General features: G+C 58.1%; 12 protein-coding genes. 5 read left to right on the top strand and 7 right to left on the bottom strand.

Features of this window, described 5'->3' with window-relative positions:
* Positions 1-10: 10 nt before the first annotated feature.
* Together KSS97_RS20820 and KSS97_RS20815 are read left to right on the top strand one after the other, a co-directional pair.
* Positions 11-613 (top strand): DsbA family protein, encoded by a 603-nt coding sequence (locus KSS97_RS20820; RefSeq protein WP_187293339.1) that lies wholly within the window; start codon positions 11-13, stop codon positions 611-613.
* The gene (locus KSS97_RS20815) at positions 543-2429 is read left to right on the top strand and encodes an ABC transporter ATP-binding protein (protein WP_264081980.1); all 1887 of its coding nucleotides are present in this window, start codon (positions 543-545) and stop codon (positions 2427-2429) included. Before KSS97_RS20820 ends, KSS97_RS20815 begins: the two co-directional genes overlap by 71 nt.
* 23 nt (positions 2430-2452) lie before the next feature.
* On the opposite strand, the gene KSS97_RS20810 is transcribed toward KSS97_RS20815, so the two are convergent.
* A complete protein-coding gene (locus KSS97_RS20810; protein WP_217860044.1) occupies positions 2453-3805 on the bottom strand; it encodes a deaminase domain-containing protein in 1353 nt (450 codons plus the stop codon).
* Complete coding sequence (locus KSS97_RS20805) at positions 3796-7008, bottom strand: hypothetical protein (protein WP_217860043.1); 3213 nt, start codon at positions 7006-7008, stop codon at positions 3796-3798. The genes KSS97_RS20810 and KSS97_RS20805 overlap by 10 nt, the downstream gene beginning before the upstream one ends.
* Positions 7009-7298: 290 nt before the next feature.
* On the opposite strand from KSS97_RS20805, the gene KSS97_RS20800 reads away from it, so the two are divergent.
* Together KSS97_RS20800 and KSS97_RS20795 are read left to right on the top strand one after the other, a co-directional pair.
* Positions 7299-9758 carry an EAL domain-containing protein gene (locus KSS97_RS20800; RefSeq protein ID WP_030141026.1) on the top strand — a complete coding sequence of 820 codons (2460 nt, stop codon included), beginning with the start codon at positions 7299-7301 and terminating at the stop codon, positions 9756-9758.
* A 79-nt stretch (positions 9759-9837) separates the two neighbouring features.
* Positions 9838-10608 (top strand): iron-containing redox enzyme family protein, encoded by a 771-nt coding sequence (locus KSS97_RS20795; protein WP_206768601.1) that lies wholly within the window; start codon positions 9838-9840, stop codon positions 10606-10608.
* 211 nt (positions 10609-10819) lie between these two features.
* Here the strand turns inward: KSS97_RS20795 and KSS97_RS20790 are convergent, their stop codons facing one another.
* From KSS97_RS20790 to KSS97_RS20770, 5 genes are all read right to left on the bottom strand, one after another.
* Positions 10820-11746 (bottom strand): GGDEF domain-containing protein, encoded by a 927-nt coding sequence (locus tag KSS97_RS20790; protein ID WP_030141024.1) that lies wholly within the window; start codon positions 11744-11746, stop codon positions 10820-10822.
* Positions 11747-12103: 357 nt separating this feature from the next.
* A complete protein-coding gene (locus KSS97_RS20785; RefSeq protein WP_198797552.1) occupies positions 12104-12844 on the bottom strand; it encodes a YciK family oxidoreductase in 741 nt (246 codons plus the stop codon).
* A 197-nt stretch (positions 12845-13041) separates the two neighbouring features.
* Positions 13042-13713, bottom strand: coding sequence for an N-acetylmuramic acid 6-phosphate phosphatase MupP (mupP, locus tag KSS97_RS20780; RefSeq protein WP_030141022.1), 672 nt, complete (start codon positions 13711-13713; stop codon positions 13042-13044).
* 4 nt (positions 13714-13717) lie between these two features.
* Entirely contained in the window at positions 13718-14416 is a 699-nt protein-coding gene (gene ubiG, locus KSS97_RS20775; protein WP_030141021.1) for a bifunctional 2-polyprenyl-6-hydroxyphenol methylase/3-demethylubiquinol 3-O-methyltransferase UbiG, read from the bottom strand.
* 60 nt (positions 14417-14476) lie between these two features.
* Positions 14477-15808: a TRZ/ATZ family hydrolase gene (locus tag KSS97_RS20770; protein WP_198797553.1), complete on the bottom strand. Its 1332-nt coding sequence runs from the start codon at positions 15806-15808 to the stop codon at positions 14477-14479.
* Positions 15809-15914: 106 nt separating this feature from the next.
* Here KSS97_RS20770 and mtnA point away from each other — a divergent pair, with 106 nt between their 5' ends.
* Positions 15915-16991 carry an S-methyl-5-thioribose-1-phosphate isomerase gene (gene mtnA / locus KSS97_RS20765; protein ID WP_030141019.1) on the top strand — a complete coding sequence of 359 codons (1077 nt, stop codon included), beginning with the start codon at positions 15915-15917 and terminating at the stop codon, positions 16989-16991.
* The last annotated feature ends 210 nt before the right edge of the window (positions 16992-17201 follow it).

The raw sequence follows: 17201 nt of genomic DNA, 5'->3' as shown, positions 1-17201 counted from the left end.
GATGGACCCGATGTGTTCCTGGTGCTGGGGCTTCGCTCCGGTGGCGCAGGCATTGGTCGAGCAGGCGCAGGCCGCAGGCGTGGAGTTGCACCTGGTGGTGGGCGGCTTGCGCACCGGCAGCGGCTCGGCCCTGGAGCCGACGACCCGGCGCTACATTCTTGAACATTGGCAGGCGGTCACCCAGGCCACCGGCCAGCCGTTCAACTTTGAAGGGGCATTACCCGATGGTTTTGTCTACGACACCGAGCCTGCTTGCCGGGCGTTGGTGACGGCTCGCAGCCTGGCGCCGGACCTGGCCTGGAAACTGGTGAAGCTGATCCAGCAGGCGTTTTACGTCGAAGGTCGCGACGTGACCCGCGCCAGCATCCTGGTCGAGTTGGCCGAACAGGCCGGGCTGCCGCGGATCGAGTTCGCGGCTGCATTCGACCGTGCCGACCAACACGCTGCCACCGCTGCGGATTTCACCTGGGTACAAGACCTTGGCATCGCTGGCTTCCCCACGCTGCTGGCCGAACGTGACGGGCAATTGGCCCTGCTGACCAATGGCTACCAGCCCCTGGAGCAGTTGGCGCCATTGCTCGGCCGCTGGCTGGAGCGGGCGACCTGTGCCTGATGACCTGCCCAACGTCAACGCGTCGGCCCCGGCGCCTATTGATCGGTTGAGCTGGGCAGAAATCCGTCGCCTGGCCCTCAAACATAAAAAAGCCTTGTGGATCGCCAACGGCGTGGCCGTGCTGGCCACCTTGTGCAGCGTGCCCATCCCGTTGCTGCTGCCGCTGTTGGTGGATGAGGTGCTGTTGGGCCACGGCGATGCGGCGTTGAAGATCATGAACCTCGCCTTGCCAACGGCTTGGCAGAGCGCGGCCGGTTATATAGGACTGATGCTGTTGGTCACCCTGACGCTGCGCTGCTGCGCCTTGGTGTTCAACGTGTTGCAGGCGCGCCTGTTCGCCAGCCTGGCCAAGGACATCGTCTATCGCATCCGTGTCCGGCTGATCGAACGCCTGAAGCGAATTTCATTGAAGGAATACGAAAGCCTGGGCAGCGGTACCGTGACCACGCACCTGGTCACCGACCTCGACACCCTCGACAAGTTTGTTGGCGAAACCCTTAGCCGCTTCCTGGTCGCCATGCTGACACTGGTGGGCACTGCCAGCATCCTGATGTGGATGCACTGGAAGCTGGCACTGCTGATCCTGTTGTTCAACCCGCTGGTGATCTACGCCACGGTGCAGTTGGGCAAACGGGTGAAGCACCTGAAAAAACTGGAAAACGACAGCACCTCGCGCTTCACCCAGGCCTTGACCGAGACACTGGATGCGATACAGGAAGTGCGCGCCGGCAATCGCCAGGGTTTTTTCCTCGGGCGGCTGGGGATGCACGCCAGGGAAGTGCGCGATTACGCGGTGAACTCGCAGTGGAAAACCGACGCCTCGAACCGTGCCAGCGGTCTACTGTTCCAGTTCGGCATCGATATATTTCGCGCCGCGGCCATGCTCACCGTGCTGTTTTCCGACCTGTCCATTGGGCAGATGCTGGCGGTGTTCAGCTACTTATGGTTCATGATCGGCCCGGTCGAGCAATTGCTGAACCTGCAATACGCCTTTTACGCGGCGGGCGGAGCCTTGAACCGTATCAACGAACTGCTGGCCCGGGCGGATGAGCCGCAGTACAGCGGCGGCGTCGACCCGTTCACGGGGCGCGACACCGTAGGCATCGATATTCAAGGGCTCTCGTTCGGCTACGGTGAGGAGAGGGTTCTCAACCGATTGAACCTGTCCATTTCGCCGGGTGAGAAGGTCGCTATCGTGGGTGCCAGCGGTGGCGGTAAAAGCACATTGGTGCAATTGCTGTTGGGCCTCTACACACCCCAGGCCGGCAGCATCCGGTTTGGTGGCGCGACGCAGCAGGAAATTGGCCTCGAAACCATCCGCGAAAACGTCGCGGTGGTGCTCCAGCACCCCGCGTTGTTCAACGACACGGTGCGGGCCAACCTCGCCATGGGCCGCGACTGCAGCGACGAGGCCTGTTGGCGGGCATTGGAAATTGCCCAGCTCGACGCCACGGTGCGAGCGCTTCCCGCAGGTTTGGAGAGCGTTGTCGGACGTTCCGGCGTCAGGCTTTCGGGCGGGCAGCGCCAACGCCTGGCGATCGCTCGCATGATATTGGCCGATCCACGGGTGGTGATCCTCGACGAAGCCACGTCCGCCCTGGACGCGGCCACCGAATACAACCTTCACCAGGCATTGGCGCGGTTCTTGAGTGGGCGTACGACGCTGATCATTGCCCACAGGTTATCCGCGGTGAAACAGGCGGACCGGGTGCTGGTGTTCGATGCCGGGCAAATTGCCGAGGATGGTGACCACCAGCAACTGATCGCCGATGGTGGTTTGTACGCCAGGCTTTATGGGCATTTGCAGCGGCATTAAGGAATAGCAACCAAGGATTCAGTTTAGCTATTTGTCGGACGCTTACGTTTCCCCCAAGTAACGTTCAGGGCATCTGCACCACGCAAATGACCGAACTCCTTCATCACAATCGCGCAGGAATCGCATGGCGGCAAGGTTGTGGCAATAGTGATCGACCGGATATCTCCATTATCCGGATATTTTTCGCTGATATAACTGATCAGCTTGCTCTCGCTGTCGCCGGACGTAATGGGATTCATTGTCTGCGAGCTGCCGGCCGTGGGGTGCGGTATCGCTAGCAGCGATTCGCCTTCTTTCGTTAGAAGAAGAGAGGTGGGATCTGTGCCGCCTTTAAGCGCGTCCACGTTGTAGTAGGTGACGTCGCCAATTTGCAATTGATTTCCTTCACGGAATACGGGGAGATGCCGGGTATAGTCGTTGATGCCGGAAACACTGACATAGATTTCAACTCTTCCTGATGTAAGAGTGACCTCGGCAAAAGCGATGTTTTTTTGAGATCCCGGAAGGGTTTTTTTTAATTCTCCCATAGCGTGTTCTATAGAAAGCTCTCTTTTTTTAAAAATGTCGCCGAAGATGGAAGTTGTTTTGTTCTGTATGTTCTGAGGGGAAAGGTGGACGGGGCTCCATAAAGCCGTTCCAGCAGGCATTTCACAGACTAGCAACCTGGTTCTTTGATCGAACATCAAGGCTTCGGCAGGAGATGTGTCGACTTGGGCCCAATCCATATTCCTCGGAGGGTTAGCGGTGGTGCCGATAGGTATCGAAACTTTTTCAAGTCTTTCCAACGCTTGGTTAACTAGTTCTTCTCCGTGGAGTCGCACGGTATTGTTTGCATTAAGCGACCCCTCATAGATTCGCTTCAGTTCCTCTCCATACCCTTCGGCCAGTTCACTGGATTCCAGTTGTCGTAGCTTCAATGTTTCGGATTTATTCTTGGCGAGATTTCTAAGGACGTAGTATTTGTCATCTAGTTTGGCGAAAATATAGTTGAAGTCCGGGTTGAGATCGGGAACCATGATCGCCCCGACTCGACGGATGTCGTTGATGTCCTCGGCGATGCCGGTGATCTTGATACCCGCATATATGCCCGTCTGAAACTCTATCGTTACGTCTACTATTGATTTAGGTTTGACTGTTTTTTTACTCAGGCCGATCCATTCCGGCTTGCCTTTATAGGGCGCATATTTGCCATTTTTGACTTCATATATCTTCCCTTGTTTGTAGAACACTTCGTGGCCTCTAATGCTCACGGGTTCGACGAGAACATCGGCAAACCAAGGCGCCCAGCTTTTGCCTCCAATGTCCGTTCCCAGGGCAGGGCGCTTGGCGACTTCACCGGTCAATGAGTGAATGTTGCACGTTTGATCTAGCGGCATGGCAATTTCCTAAAGTTTTTAGTGGCATCCAAGGTATCAACTCTGCGCAGGGCGCCGTCTTCCAGTCGATAGGGAACATCATCCAAATAAAAGGTGCGGCTGCCGTTGACCTCCAATACCTCTCTTATGTGGGTTTTGTCAGGGATGTTGAAGAAACTATCGGTTTCGGTTTTGCCCAGCAGGTCGTATCGGGAGGGCCCCAACGACAATTCGGAACGTTCAGCTGTCAGCGCAGGTCCATAAGGCTTGGTGGAAAAAGGGTCGACCAACCGAAAGTCGGGTTTGCCTTGGGGTGCGATATTGCGCACCGGGACATCTTCAATTCCATAGACTGTGGCTATTTGATCTTTCGTTGACAACGGGCGCCATCGGCCCGGATCGGTCGCTTGAGGTACGCCTTGGGGAAAGTCGTATCGACCGGCTCTGCCAGTTAATCGCTTGAGACGGATAAACCCTTTTTTACTGAGCCTGAACAGGCTCACGCCACCAGCCTTGAGCAGCGAGGGAATACCATCAAGTGGATTCAAGGTGGAGTTGATGAGAACGCCTATTTTTTTTGCAAGTAAAGGCAGTTTTTTCGTGAAGGTAAGTTTGCCGCCCGCACTGATTATCTTCATGGAGCCGGACGCAAACTTTCCAAGGGGAAGTGCGAAGGCTGCGAGGTCTACGAATAAACCAAACAAACCTTCATTTACTTTTCTTCTATCACCTGATCTCAGATTTTCTATGCTTTCCCAAAACGGAACGAATGATTTTATTACGCTTACTACCTTATCAAAATTCGCCTGCTGGGTATCAAATTTGGTTTGGCCGTAACAGGCGCGGCGCAACGCTGTTTCATCAATAAAAAGCAAGCGGTCGGCAATGTGATTAGCGATCGACTGAATGGAGGTTGACTCCAAGGTGGTCGGGATGATGTTGGGAAGATCATTGTTCATTAATCTGCCCAATGTGCCGCCGATGTGGTCCATGATGGCTTGGCATTGCATATTTCTTTCGGGAACGGTTCCGTTGACGTGAGCATTCCAATCAAAAGGGAGCTGTTTATTTTTATCTTCGATCGTTAATGGGATGCCGATTTGGATTTGCTGGGCAGGGTTTATCTCAGTTCGGGGTGCAATACCTGGATTGAAATGGTACGGCATGATATCCAATCGGGGGCGAATCACACCCGCTCGCGGTACAAGTTCGTAGTATGTTACGTTGTCGCGGTAAGTCGCTTCCAAAATAAAACCACAGCGGGCTCGGGAGGCTAGTGTTTCGTCTTGTAATTGAAACACGCCACCTATATCCCCAGTGGGTTGTCTAAGGCTGTATAGCCTGATGGTGCCGTATTCCAATGCCCGTCGATCAAGCAGAGGAAGCGATGCGAGTAAGTTAATTATTAACTGCTGGTAGGCGCTGCTAATCAGCTTGATATAATCCTTGAACTGGTTGTCGAATGTCTGCTCTATATTTTGTGGTTTTTTTCCTTTAAATTTGCGACCAAAAAGATTGGTGTTTAATATTCCCTCTTCAGATAGCGTTAACCATGCCGAAGAGGGCGGGTTGATGTACCATTTTGCTTTGCTCAACTCTCCAGATGCATACACATCAACGAGCGAATAAGAGGAGTGGACTCGCGGGCCGCTTCTAAATGTAGGAGTCCCGGTGGGGAAAGCGGAGGCCTCCCTCAGCAGTGTCCAGTCTAAGAAACGGGTATGCCCAAATAGCTTTGTCAGCTCAAGGGTTGCCATCTTCAGTCTGTCGGGCGGCTGTTTGTCGAGATCGACGATAGCGCTATTTAACTGGGCGATAGTCTCGTCGAGTTTTTGCATTGCTTCTTCGATAGCCTGCGGCGAGTGGCCTCCATCGGTGCGTTCGGGAAGGAAGCCATTGGTGACCGCCCAATCCGTAGCAGGTTGGAGTCTTGTGAGTGAGACCAGATTAAGATCTTCGGCGTTGCCCTCAGCCATATATTCGGTGGGTAGGTTAATCAGTTGTTGGACGCTTAGTCGTTGCAGCAGCATCGGATCAATCGCATTTGCGAGATGTACGCCATGAACAAAGTTGACCCAGATGGTCGAGCTCCTGTAGGGCAGTTCCGAGGGAATGTCAGGGATCTGGAAGTCCAGGGGAAACGATGAGCGATACAAACAGGCCAGCAGGATGGATTCATTCACCGATGAAGCGTGTTTCGAAGCAACCAGGTGTGACTCGAACGCCAGCGATATCGCTTCGTAGCTCTTGCCCCAATTGGAGTGCACCTGCCATTGATAACCGGCGATAGCATCATCTGGTTCGTTTTTGCCCGCTAATAACCAAAGATCGATGGCTTTGACCAGCAATTTGATTCGTACGTTTGGAGCACTGTCTTCGCCGTGACCACCGCCGTACCAGTTCAAGGCTCGCAACAGAGCTTCCGTCAACACCTCGGACTCTTCTGAAAGCAGGATTTTTTCGAGATAAAACGATGGCTTTGCTCGTAGGTCCTGAATCGTCAGGCTGGCTATGTCTATCGGACTCAGGTGGGCCAGTAATGATGTACGAAGGTGGGGAAGGCGTTCACGCATCGTCTCCATAATCACATCGTCGACGGATCTGTTCTCAACGGCGGAGCCGTGACCCAGTTCGTCGAGACGGACTGCGTCTCCCAGTCCCAACACGTGACGGGCACGCTTTTCTTCGAGTGCCTGAATCACGTCTTCGCGTTGTTTTTCATCAAGCGGATCCCAGAGGGGTATGCCGTAATACCAGGCCATTCTTGCGAATGTAACCTCGCTGCTTTGGCGAATTTGGCCCCCCAGTTTTCGAGCGGCTTTTTCAATATTGGGAAGCCATAAGTCCCACACCGGATTTTTGCCCAGTGGAATTGCGACGGTGACCTGGCTGTCTCTCGCAAGTGTTTCATAGACGGCTTTTCCATCTATCAAGGTGACGGTCAAGGGATAGTATGGCGCGCCCACCCTTGTGCACTGTGTCCGATAATCTTCATGTTGCGCCAGTGCCTGAAGCGAACGCTGTCCGGCTTCATCCTCCAAGTACATCGGAGAGCAACGCTTGGGTTTCACCAAGGTGTTTGCAAGTACTTCGGGTTGCGTGTTCCGGAGCAGTGAGAGCAAAGAGTCATAGTCCCCCAGTAGGCCTTGATGTTTTTCATCAGGCGACGGGACTGGACTCAGTGACGGGTCAATTAGAGGGTTGGGGGTTTGTAGTAATGACATGTCCATTTTTTCTCGGTAGTAGATACGGCTCTCAGACGGCGTTGTCATTCGCCATGCGGGGAGGTTCGTATCAAAACACCTCAGAAAAAATCGTCGTGGTATATATGTATACGGTGTGAAAAATATAAGGGGGCGTCTAAAAGACGACGCTTACCCTCTTCGGACTCCAGGTACCGAGGTTCAGTGCGTCAAATAAATGGACAGCCTCTTGCGGGGAGCTGCTGCGCCTCCTAGTCTTGCAAGGATGATTGGCGTCAATGCTGATCGCAGTTACCTGTGCAAGGGACCTCATGAAGCAAAAGCGGACTCTCGGAACTCCTCGGCTGTTGGGCATCGTCTGGCCTTTTATAGCAGTTGTCCTGTTTCAAGCCCTTCTGGGAGGCGTCAGTCTTTACGTATTGTCGGCAGTTCGCGGTTATGTAGCAGGGGAAAGCCTTTGGTCCAAGGGCCAGAAAGACGCCATTTATTACCTCAATCTTTACGCTGACAGCCGTGACGAGGCGATTTTTCTCAAGTACCAGCAAGCCATCGCCGTGCCCGAGGGCGGTCACGAACTGCGGGTAGCACTGGACCGCCAGCCGCCTGATCTCGACGCCGCGCGGGCCGGGATTCTCAAGGGTGGCAATCATCCCGACGACGTAGCCAGCGTGATCTGGCTGTATCTCAATTTCCGTCATTTCAGCTATCTGGAAGAAGCTATCGATCTCTGGACGGTGGGTGATGGCTACCTGATTGAACTGGACAACGTCGCCCGGCAGATGCACGCCAACATCAGCACCGGCCAAGCCTCGGAAACGGATATCCGCGGCTGGAAGGCACAGATCTTCGCCATCAACGATTCCGTAACCCCAGCCGCGAAGGCCTTCAGCGATGCCTTGGGCGAGGGGTCGCGGTTTATCCTGCGCCTGTTGCTGGTGACCAATTTCGCCACGGCCCTTGGGTTGATTGTCCTCGCGCTGTTGCGCACCCATAAACTGCTGGCCCAGCGGCAGGTCTTCGCCAATGCGCTTCAGTTGGAGAAGGAGCGGGCCCAGATCACCTTGCAATCGATTGGCGACGGCGTGATCACCACCGACGTCGAGGGCGCGATTGCCTACATGAACCCTGCCGCGGAAGCGATGACCCATTGGAAAGCCGAGCACGCCACGGGGTTGCCCCTGGCGGCGCTGTTCAATTTGCTCGATGACAATGCCCAGACGGAAGGGCTGACCTTGATCGAGCATATCCTGAGCGGACGATTGGGGGGCGGCAGCGAGCATTCCAAGTTGATCCAGCGCCTGGACGGCAGCACGGTGTCGGTCACCCTGGTGGGGGCGCCGATCCGCCACGCCGGCAAGGTCAGTGGTGCGGTGCTGGTGCTGCACGACATGACCCAGGAACGCCAGTACATTGCCAATCTGTCCTGGCAAGCCACTCACGATGCGCTGACCGGCCTGGCGAACCGCCGCGAATTCGAATACCGCCTTGAACAAGCCCTGCATAACCTGACCCGCCAGGTTGGGCGCCACGCCCTGATGTTTCTCGATCTCGATCAGTTCAAGCTGGTCAACGACACCTGTGGCCATGCGGCCGGTGACGAGTTGTTGCGGCACATTTGTGCCTTGCTGCAATCGGGGTTAAGGGAAAACGACACATTGGCCCGCTTGGGCGGCGATGAGTTCGGCATCTTGTTGGAAAACTGCTCGCCGGAGGCCGCGGAGAAAATTGCCGAAGGTCTGCGCCAGACCGTACAGAACCTGCATTTCGTGTGGAAAGGCCGGCCATTCGTGACCACCGTGAGTATCGGCCTGGTGCATATCGCCCAGAGCCCGACCACCTTGGAGGCATCCCTGCGCGCCGCCGACATGGCCTGCTACATGGCCAAGGAAAAGGGGCGCAACCGGGTCCAGGTCTACCATGCCGACGACTCGGAGTTGTCCCTGCGCTTCGGCGAGATGGCCTGGGTGCAGCGCTTGCACATGGCCCTGGAGGAAAACCGTTTCTGCCTGTACGCCCAGGAGATCGCTGCATTGGGCCCGGGGGATCATGGCGGTGGGCATATCGAGATATTGCTGCGCCTGCATGACGAGGCCGGGCGGATGATCCTGCCTGACAGCTTCATTCCGGCGGCGGAACGCTATGGCTTGATGACGTCGTTGGACCGTTGGGTGGTGGAGAATGTCTTCAGGATCATTCGCCAATGCCTGAACGAATCCCGGCAAGGCCCGTTGGCCATGTGTGCGATTAATCTGTCAGGCACGACTATAGGAGATCAGGCGTTCCTGGACTTCTTGCGTAAACAGTTCGCGGCCTACTCGATTCCGCCGGAAATGATTTGTTTTGAAATTACCGAGACCAGCGCCATTTCGAATCTCGGTAGCGCGATCCGCTTTATCAATGAACTCAAAGGTTTGGGCTGTTATTTCTCACTGGATGACTTTTGTGCCGGAATGTCTTCATTCGCTTACTTGAAACATTTACCTGTAGACTTCTTGAAGATCGACGGGAGTTTCGTAAAGGATATGCTGGACGACCCGATCAACCGGGCAATGGTCGAAGTGATTAATCATATCGGCCATGTCATGGGTAAGCGTACGATTGCCGAGTTTGTTGAAACGGCCCAGATCGAGCAGGCATTGCTGGAAATTGGTGTGGACTACGCTCAGGGGTATGTCATCGAGCGGCCACAGATGTTTACCTGTGACACGTTGCAATGTAGGCCGGCCAGGCCTCAGCCGTTGTTGTTCAAGGCCCCCGGCACGTTCCGCTGAAACTCTTGTTGATCCGCAGAAAATCACAATCAAAAGGAGCCCGACAGTGATCGACACATTCAACCGAACAGGCCCGCTCATGGACGCCAAGAGCTATCCGCAATGGGCACAGCAGCTCATTGCAGATTGCGGCGAGAGCAAGCGCCGGGTTGTAGAACACGAACTGTATCAACGCATGCGCGACAACAAGCTCAGCGCCAAGACCATGCGCCACTACCTTATCGGTGGTTGGCCCGTCGTCGAACAGTTCGCCTTGTACATGGCACAAAACCTCACCAAGACACGCTTTGCCCGCCATCCCGGCGAGGACATGGCGCGCCGCTGGCTGATGCGCAACATTCGAGTCGAACTCAATCATGCCGATTATTGGGTGAACTGGAGCGCCGCTCATGGCGTGACACTCGAAGATCTGCAGGCGCAGCAGGTGCCACCTGAGCTGCATGCGTTGAGTCATTGGTGCTGGCACACCAGCTCGGCGGACTCGTTGATCGTGGCGATTGCCGCGACCAACTACGCCATTGAGGGCGCGACCGGGGAGTGGTCGGCGGTGGTCTGTTCCAGTGGCGTCTACGCGGCGGCTTTCGCCGAGGAAGACCGCAAGCGGGCCATGAAGTGGCTGAAGATGCACGCCCAGTATGACGATGCCCACCCTTGGGAAGCGCTGGAGATCATCTGCACCCTGGCGGGCATGAATCCGAGCAAGTCGTTGCAGATGGAACTGCGCCAGGCCGTCTGCAAAAGCTACGACTACATGTACCTGTTCCTGGAGCGCTGCATGCAACTGGAACACTCGGGCGTTGTAGAGAAAACTGCGCCCAGCCGTGAACGCCTGGCGTTGGCGGGTAGCTGATCCCCTATAGCTAGACCCTCCTGTGGGAGCGGGCTTGCTCGCGAAAGCGATCTGACCTTCAACCTTGCGTTGACTGATCCGGCCCCTTCGCGAGCAGGCTCGCTCCCACATTGGTTTTGTGGTGACCAGAAGTTTCAAGTGCGCCGCCATTCCCTTGTGGGAGCGGGCTTGCTTGCGAAGGCAATGGGTCGGTGTTCAGAGCGTTTGGGCTTCAGCCCGCCATCGTCAGCCGGTTCCGACCTTCGCGCTTGGCCACGTATAACGCGCTGTCGGCCCTGCGCAACAGGCTTTCAGCGGACTCACCCGGCAGCAGCGTTGCGCATCCCAGGCTGACGGTCAGTTCGATCCGAGTGCCCGCAGCAAAGTAATCCTGTGCCTGGGCGGCGTAACGCAGCCGTTCGCCGACCATGGCCGCCGCGTCCCGGCTGGTATTGGCCAGCAGGATCAGGAATTCTTCGCCACCAAACCTGAACACCATGTCCACATTGCGCAGTTGGCTCTTGATCGAGTCGGCCACGGCTTTCAGCACTTCGTCGCCGACGCCATGCCCATGGCTATCGTTGATACGCTTGAAGTGGTCGATGTCCAGCATCAACAGCGAGAGTGGCTGCATGTGACGCCTGGCCATGTCGATCTCACGTTCCAGCGTCTGGTCCATGGCGATACGGTTGCCGGTACCGGTCAGCGGATCGCGCAAGGCGCTTTGCGTGGCGGCGCGATAGAGCAAGGCGTTGCGCAGCGGGAAAAACAGCGTGGAGAGTATCGACTCGAGTTCGCTCTGCTCCGAGTTGGCGAAGCGCTGGTTGCGGCGGAACACCAGTTCACCCAAGTGTTCGCCTTCATGGCTAAGGTTGTAACTGAGGCTGTGATGTCCGCGCTGGCCGAATTCCAGGCGCAAGTCGCTGGGTTTGTGCTGGTAGGCCAGCGCATCCAGGGGCACCAGCCGCTGCACTTCGCGGAAGAACAGGCCGAGGATCCGTTGCGGCTCCAGGCTGGTCTGCAACTGCTGGCTCAATTGCTGGCGCACTTGTGAAAGGCTGACGGGCCGCGTCACGAGCGGCGACGGCTGGGCCAGGCCCAGGCGCTGCAGCTTGGCGCTGTCAAAGTCGATCGCATTGGTCTGCGTGGGCGTTTTCATATGGCGTGAGCCCCTAACTGAGTCGATCCTGGCCGGCGGGTGAAGCGGCACTGGGCTACGCGTCGTACTGGTCCATCAGTCCCGAGGGACATTGATCTGAGTTTAGTCCGCTTTACTTGCGCTGGCGGATTGCGTCTCAACGTCCATTGCTTGCCGGACATGGCGTGCTTGAGTGGTTAGAGCGAAAGTCGTGCCATTCGGTTCATCTTTAAAAAAATACGCGAAAAAACAGCATGTTACCGTCGGGTTAGGGGCGATAAGAGGGGCGGCTGGCGGCAAGGTCTTGGCGCTTCGCTGGGTAATGCACCGAAGGCGTCTGCGCCGCGACGGTAAACCGCCGCGACGGGAGGCGGGCAGTTATTGCGCGTTGAAAGCCTGGCCATTGATGCCTTGGCTGTCCGGCCCCATCAGGTACAGGTAGACCGGCATGATTTCTTCAGGCGTCGGGTTGTTGAGCGGATTTTCCCCCGGATAGGCCTGGGCCCGCATGCTGGTGCGGGTGGCGCCGGGGTTGATGCTGTTGGAGCGCACTGGCGCAACGGTGTCGACTTCGTCGGCGAGCGTTTGCATCAGCCCTTCGGTGGCGAACTTGGAGACGCCATAGGCGCCCCAATACGCCCGGCCCTTGCGCCCGACGCTGCTGGAGGTGAACACCACGGACGCGTCCTTGGACAGCTTCAGCAATGGCAGCAGGGTGCTGGTGAGCATGAACATGGCATTGACGTTCACGTGCATCACGCGCATGAAATTCTCACCGGACAACTGCTCCAGGGGCGTGCGTGGGCCGATGATCGAGGCGTTGTGCAGCAGGCCGTCGAGGTGGCCGAACTCGGTCTCGATCATGGCGGCCAGCTCATCGTATTGATGGGGCAGGGCGGTTTCGAGGTTGAAGGGGATCACTGCCGGCTGTGGATGACCGGCTGCTTCGATTTCGTCGTAGACCTGGGTCAGGTTGGCCTCGGTCTTGCCCAACAACAACACGGTGGCGCCATGGGCGGCATAAGCCTTGGCGGCAGCCGCTCCGATACCACGGCCGGCACCGGTGACCAGAATGACGCGGCCTTCGAGCAGGTCGGGGCGGGCGGAGTAGTCAAACATAAAGAAACCTCACGAAACAAAACAATGCGTAGTGGTGCGCAGTTGTGGCGAGGGGATTTAGCGAAACGTCGCACCGCCCCGCTGGGTTCGATTTGATGTACTGCGGTGGCAGATATATTTTGGGGGCGCTTCGCGACCCAACGGGGATAAATCCCCTCGCCACAGCAAGCTCCCTCGCCACAAAAGCGGTACTCAGATCAGCAACTGCACAACGCGTTATCCAGCACTTCACGCAGCGCCAGGGGATGGTCGATCACCACATCCGCGCCCCAGTGCTTGGGGTTGTCGTCCGGGTGGATGTAGCCGTAGGTCACCGCGCAGGTCTTGGTGCCGGCGCTGCGGCCGGACTCGATGTCCCGCAGGTCATCGCCCACGAACAGCACGCTGGCCGGGTCCAGGTCGAGCATCTTGCAGGCCAGGATCAACGGTTCCGGGTCCGGCTTGCTGTTTTTTACGTGATCGGGACAGATCAACACTTTCGAACGCTCGGCCAGGCCCAACTGCTGCATGATCGGCTCGGCAAAGCGTACCGGCTTGTTGGTGACCACGCCCCAGATCAGGTTGGCCGCCTCGATGTCGGCCAACACTTCGGCCATGCCATCGAACAGATGGCTGTGGACCGCGCACCCCTTGAGGTAACGGTCGAGGAATTCCTGGCGCAGCTCCTCGAACCCCGGGGATTCCGGGTCCATCGAAAACGTCACCGCGACCATCGCCCGGGCACCGCCGGAAATTTCGTCGCGGATGTGCTGGGTGTTCATCGGCGGCAGGCCACGGTCGGCGCGCATGGCCTGGCAGATGGCGATGAAGTCTGGCGCGGTGTCGAGCAGCGTGCCGTCCATGTCGAAGAGAACCGCTTGGAGACGCATCGACTTATTCCTCGCGCAGGGTCTGGATCATGTAGTTGACGTCAACGTCGGCGGCCAGCTTGTAGTGCTTGGTCAGCGGGTTGTAGGTCAGGCCGATGATGTCCTTGACGGTCAGCCCGGCCATGCGGCTCCAGGCGCCCAGTTCGGAAGGCCGGATGAATTTCTTGAAGTCATGGGTGCCGCGTGGCAGCAGCTTCATGATGTATTCGGCGCCGATGATCGCGAACAGGTAGGCCTTCGGGTTGCGGTTGATGGTGGAGAAGAACACCTGGCCGCCGGGCTTGACCATCTGGAAGCAGGCGCGAATCACCGATGACGGGTCCGGCACGTGTTCCAGCATCTCCAGGCAAGTGACCACGTCGAACTGCCCGGGCATTTCCTCGGCCAGGGCTTCGGCGGTGATCTGCCGGTATTCCACGCTGACGCCGGATTCCAATTGATGCAGTTGCGCAACGGCCAGCGGCGCCTCGCCCATGTCGATGCCCGTGACGGTGGCGCCGCGCAGGGCCATGGCTTCGCTGAGGATGCCGCCGCCACAGCCGACGTCGAGGACTTTCTTGCCGGCCAGGCTGACCCGCTCGTCAATCCAGTTGACCCGCAGCGGGTTGATGTCGTGCAGCGGTTTGAATTCGCTCTCCCGGTCCCACCAGCGATGGGCCAGGGCTTCGAACTTGGCGATTTCAGCGTGGTCGACGTTGCTCATGTGCAGATCCTCGAAAAACTTGAAAAATCAGTGACCCCGAGCCGTGGCTCAAGGGGCGTGCTATTCGTTCTGGCCGCTCACCCGGCGGCCCCAGGCCTGGGCCGTGGCGGTCAGTTGCGCCTCGTCCATGCGAGTCAGGCGACCGTCCTCCAGCAACGGCTTGCCGGCCACCCACAGGTGTTTCACGCAATGGCGGCCGGTGGCGTAGATCAACTGCGAAACCGGGTCATAGATCGGTTGTTGCGCCAGGCCGGACAGGTCGAAGGCCACCAGGTCGGCAGCCTTGCCGACTTCCAGTGAACCGACGATCGACTCGATACCCAGCGCGCGGGCGCCGTTGAGCGTGGCCATGCGCAGGGCCCGATGGGCATCCAGCGCGGTGGCCGAGCCGGCGACGGCTTTCGCCAGCAGGGCGGCAGTGCGGGTTTCGCCCAGCAGGTCCAGGTCATTGTTGCTTGCCGCGCCGTCCGTGCCGACCGCGACGTTGACGCCGGCCTGCCACAGGCGCTCCACCGGGCAGAAACCGCTGGCCAGTTTCAGGTTCGATTCCGGGCAATGGATCACGCTGCAGTTGTGTTCTACCAGCAGGGCCTGGTCCTCGTCGCTGACCTGAGTCATGTGCACCGCCTGAAAGCGCGGTCCCAACAGGCCAAGCCGGGCCAGCCGCGCCATTGGCCGCTCGCCAGTGTTATCCACAGCCTGCTGCACTTCGAAGGCGGTTTCGTGAACGTGCATGTGAATGGCCGCGTCCAGTTCCTCGGCGATCACCCGGATTTTCTCCAGGTTCTCGTCGCCGACGGTGTACGGCGCGTGCGGGCCGAATGCGACTTTGATCCGTGGATGGTGCTTGAGATCGCCAAACAGCTCGATGCCCTGACGAATGGCGTCGTCGGCGCTGGCGGCACCGGGTATCGGAAAGTCGAGGATCGGGATGGCGATTTGCGCGCGGATGCCGCTGTTATGGACACGCTCGCTGGCAACCTTGGGGTAGAAGTACATGTCGGAGAAACAGGTGATGCCGCCCTGGATCTGCTCGGCGATCGCCAGGTCGGTGCCGTCGCGGACGAAGTCTTCATCGACCCATTTGCCCTCGGCGGGCCAGATGTGCTGTTCGAGCCAGGTCATCAGCGGCAAATCATCCGCCAGGCCGCGGAACAGCGTCATCGCCGCGTGGCCGTGGGCGTTCACCAGGCCCGGGCTGAGGAGCATGCCAGGCAGTTCGCGGATTTCCGTGGCATCGCACTTCATGGCTTCGGCCCGTGGCCCGATGAACACGATGCAGCCATCACGGATGCCCAAACCATGATCCTTGAGCACGACACCGGCGGGTTCGACAGGCACCAACCAGGTCGGCAGCAATAATAAGTCGAGCGCAACGGCAGGCTTGGGCATCGTGGAACGGTTCCATGGGTTATAAAGGATGGCGAAGTATACCCGAGCGTCTTCGCGGAGGGATCGCTATAATCGGCGGCTTTTGTTCATGAGTGCGGGGTGAAGGATGCGCGATCGACTGTTGGCTGCGGAGAAGGTGAAGGCCATCGATTGGCGCGATGGCGCTCTTTATCTGCTGGATCAGCGTGTTTTGCCGTTCGAGGAAAACTGGATCGGCTACACCAGCGCGGCCGGCGTGGCCGAGGCCATCCGTTCGATGGTGGTGCGCGGTGCGCCGGCGATCGGCATCAGTGCCGCCTATGGCGTGGTGCTGGCGGCGCGGGCGCGGTTGGCCGAGGGTGGTGACTGGCAAGATGCGCTGGAAGCGGATTTTGCCTTGCTGGCCGATTCCCGGCCGACGGCGGTCAATCTGTTCTGGGCGCTGGACCGCATGCGCGACCGCTTGGCGCGTCTCAAGGAGCAGGCCGACCCGCTGGCGGCCCTTGAGGCTGAGGCCATCGCGATCCACGAAAGCGACCGCGAGGCCAACCTGACCATGGCCCAGCTCGGTGTTGACCTGATCCGCAAGCACCAGGGCAACGCCCAGGCCATCCTGACCCATTGCAACACCGGCGCCCTGGCCACCGGTGGCTTTGGTACCGCCCTTGGGGTGATTCGCGGGGCGTTCATCGAGGGTATGGTCGAGCGCGTCTATGCCGATGAAACCCGTCCGTGGCTGCAAGGTTCTCGCCTGACCGCGTGGGAACTCGCCAACGAAGGCATTCCGGTGACACTCAACGCCGACTCCGCTGCCGCCCACATCATGAAGACCAAGGGCGTGACCTGGGTGATCGTCGGCGCCGACCGCATCACCGCCAATGGCGACGTGGCGAACAAGATCGGCACTTATCAACTGGCGGTGTGTGCCATGCACCACGGCGTGCGCTTCATGGTGGTGGCGCCGAGCTCGACCATCGACATGAACCTGGCCAGTGGCGATGACATTCCGATCGAAGAACGTGATGGGCGTGAGCTGCTGGAAGTCGGCGGCAAGCGGGTCGGGGCGGATGCCGATGCCTTCAATCCAGTGTTCGACGTGACTCCGGCGGACCTGATCGATGCGATCGTGACGGAGAAGGGCATCGTCGAGCGGCCGGATGCGGCGAAGATGGCGCAATTGATGTGTCGCAAGCGGTTGCATTGATTGGTTGTGTCGTCTGATTTATCGCCTTCGCGAGCAAGCCCGCTCCCACATTTGATCGCGACATGGATCCAGTGTGGGAGCGGGCTTGCTCGCGAAGGGGACCTACAGGCCATAAACACCTTGGATTTGTCCCCTGATTCTCCATTCCCAGCGCCTCTGAGCCCCTCTCGTCCCATTCCAGCCTGTCATCGGTCAACTAACTACACACCA

Source organism: Pseudomonas alvandae (genome assembly GCF_019141525.1).
GTDB classification, from domain to species: Bacteria; Pseudomonadota; Gammaproteobacteria; order Pseudomonadales; family Pseudomonadaceae; genus Aquipseudomonas; species Aquipseudomonas alvandae.
The sequence above is the reverse complement of the archived record's forward strand: the minus strand, read 5'-3'. Positions and strand labels throughout refer to the sequence as shown.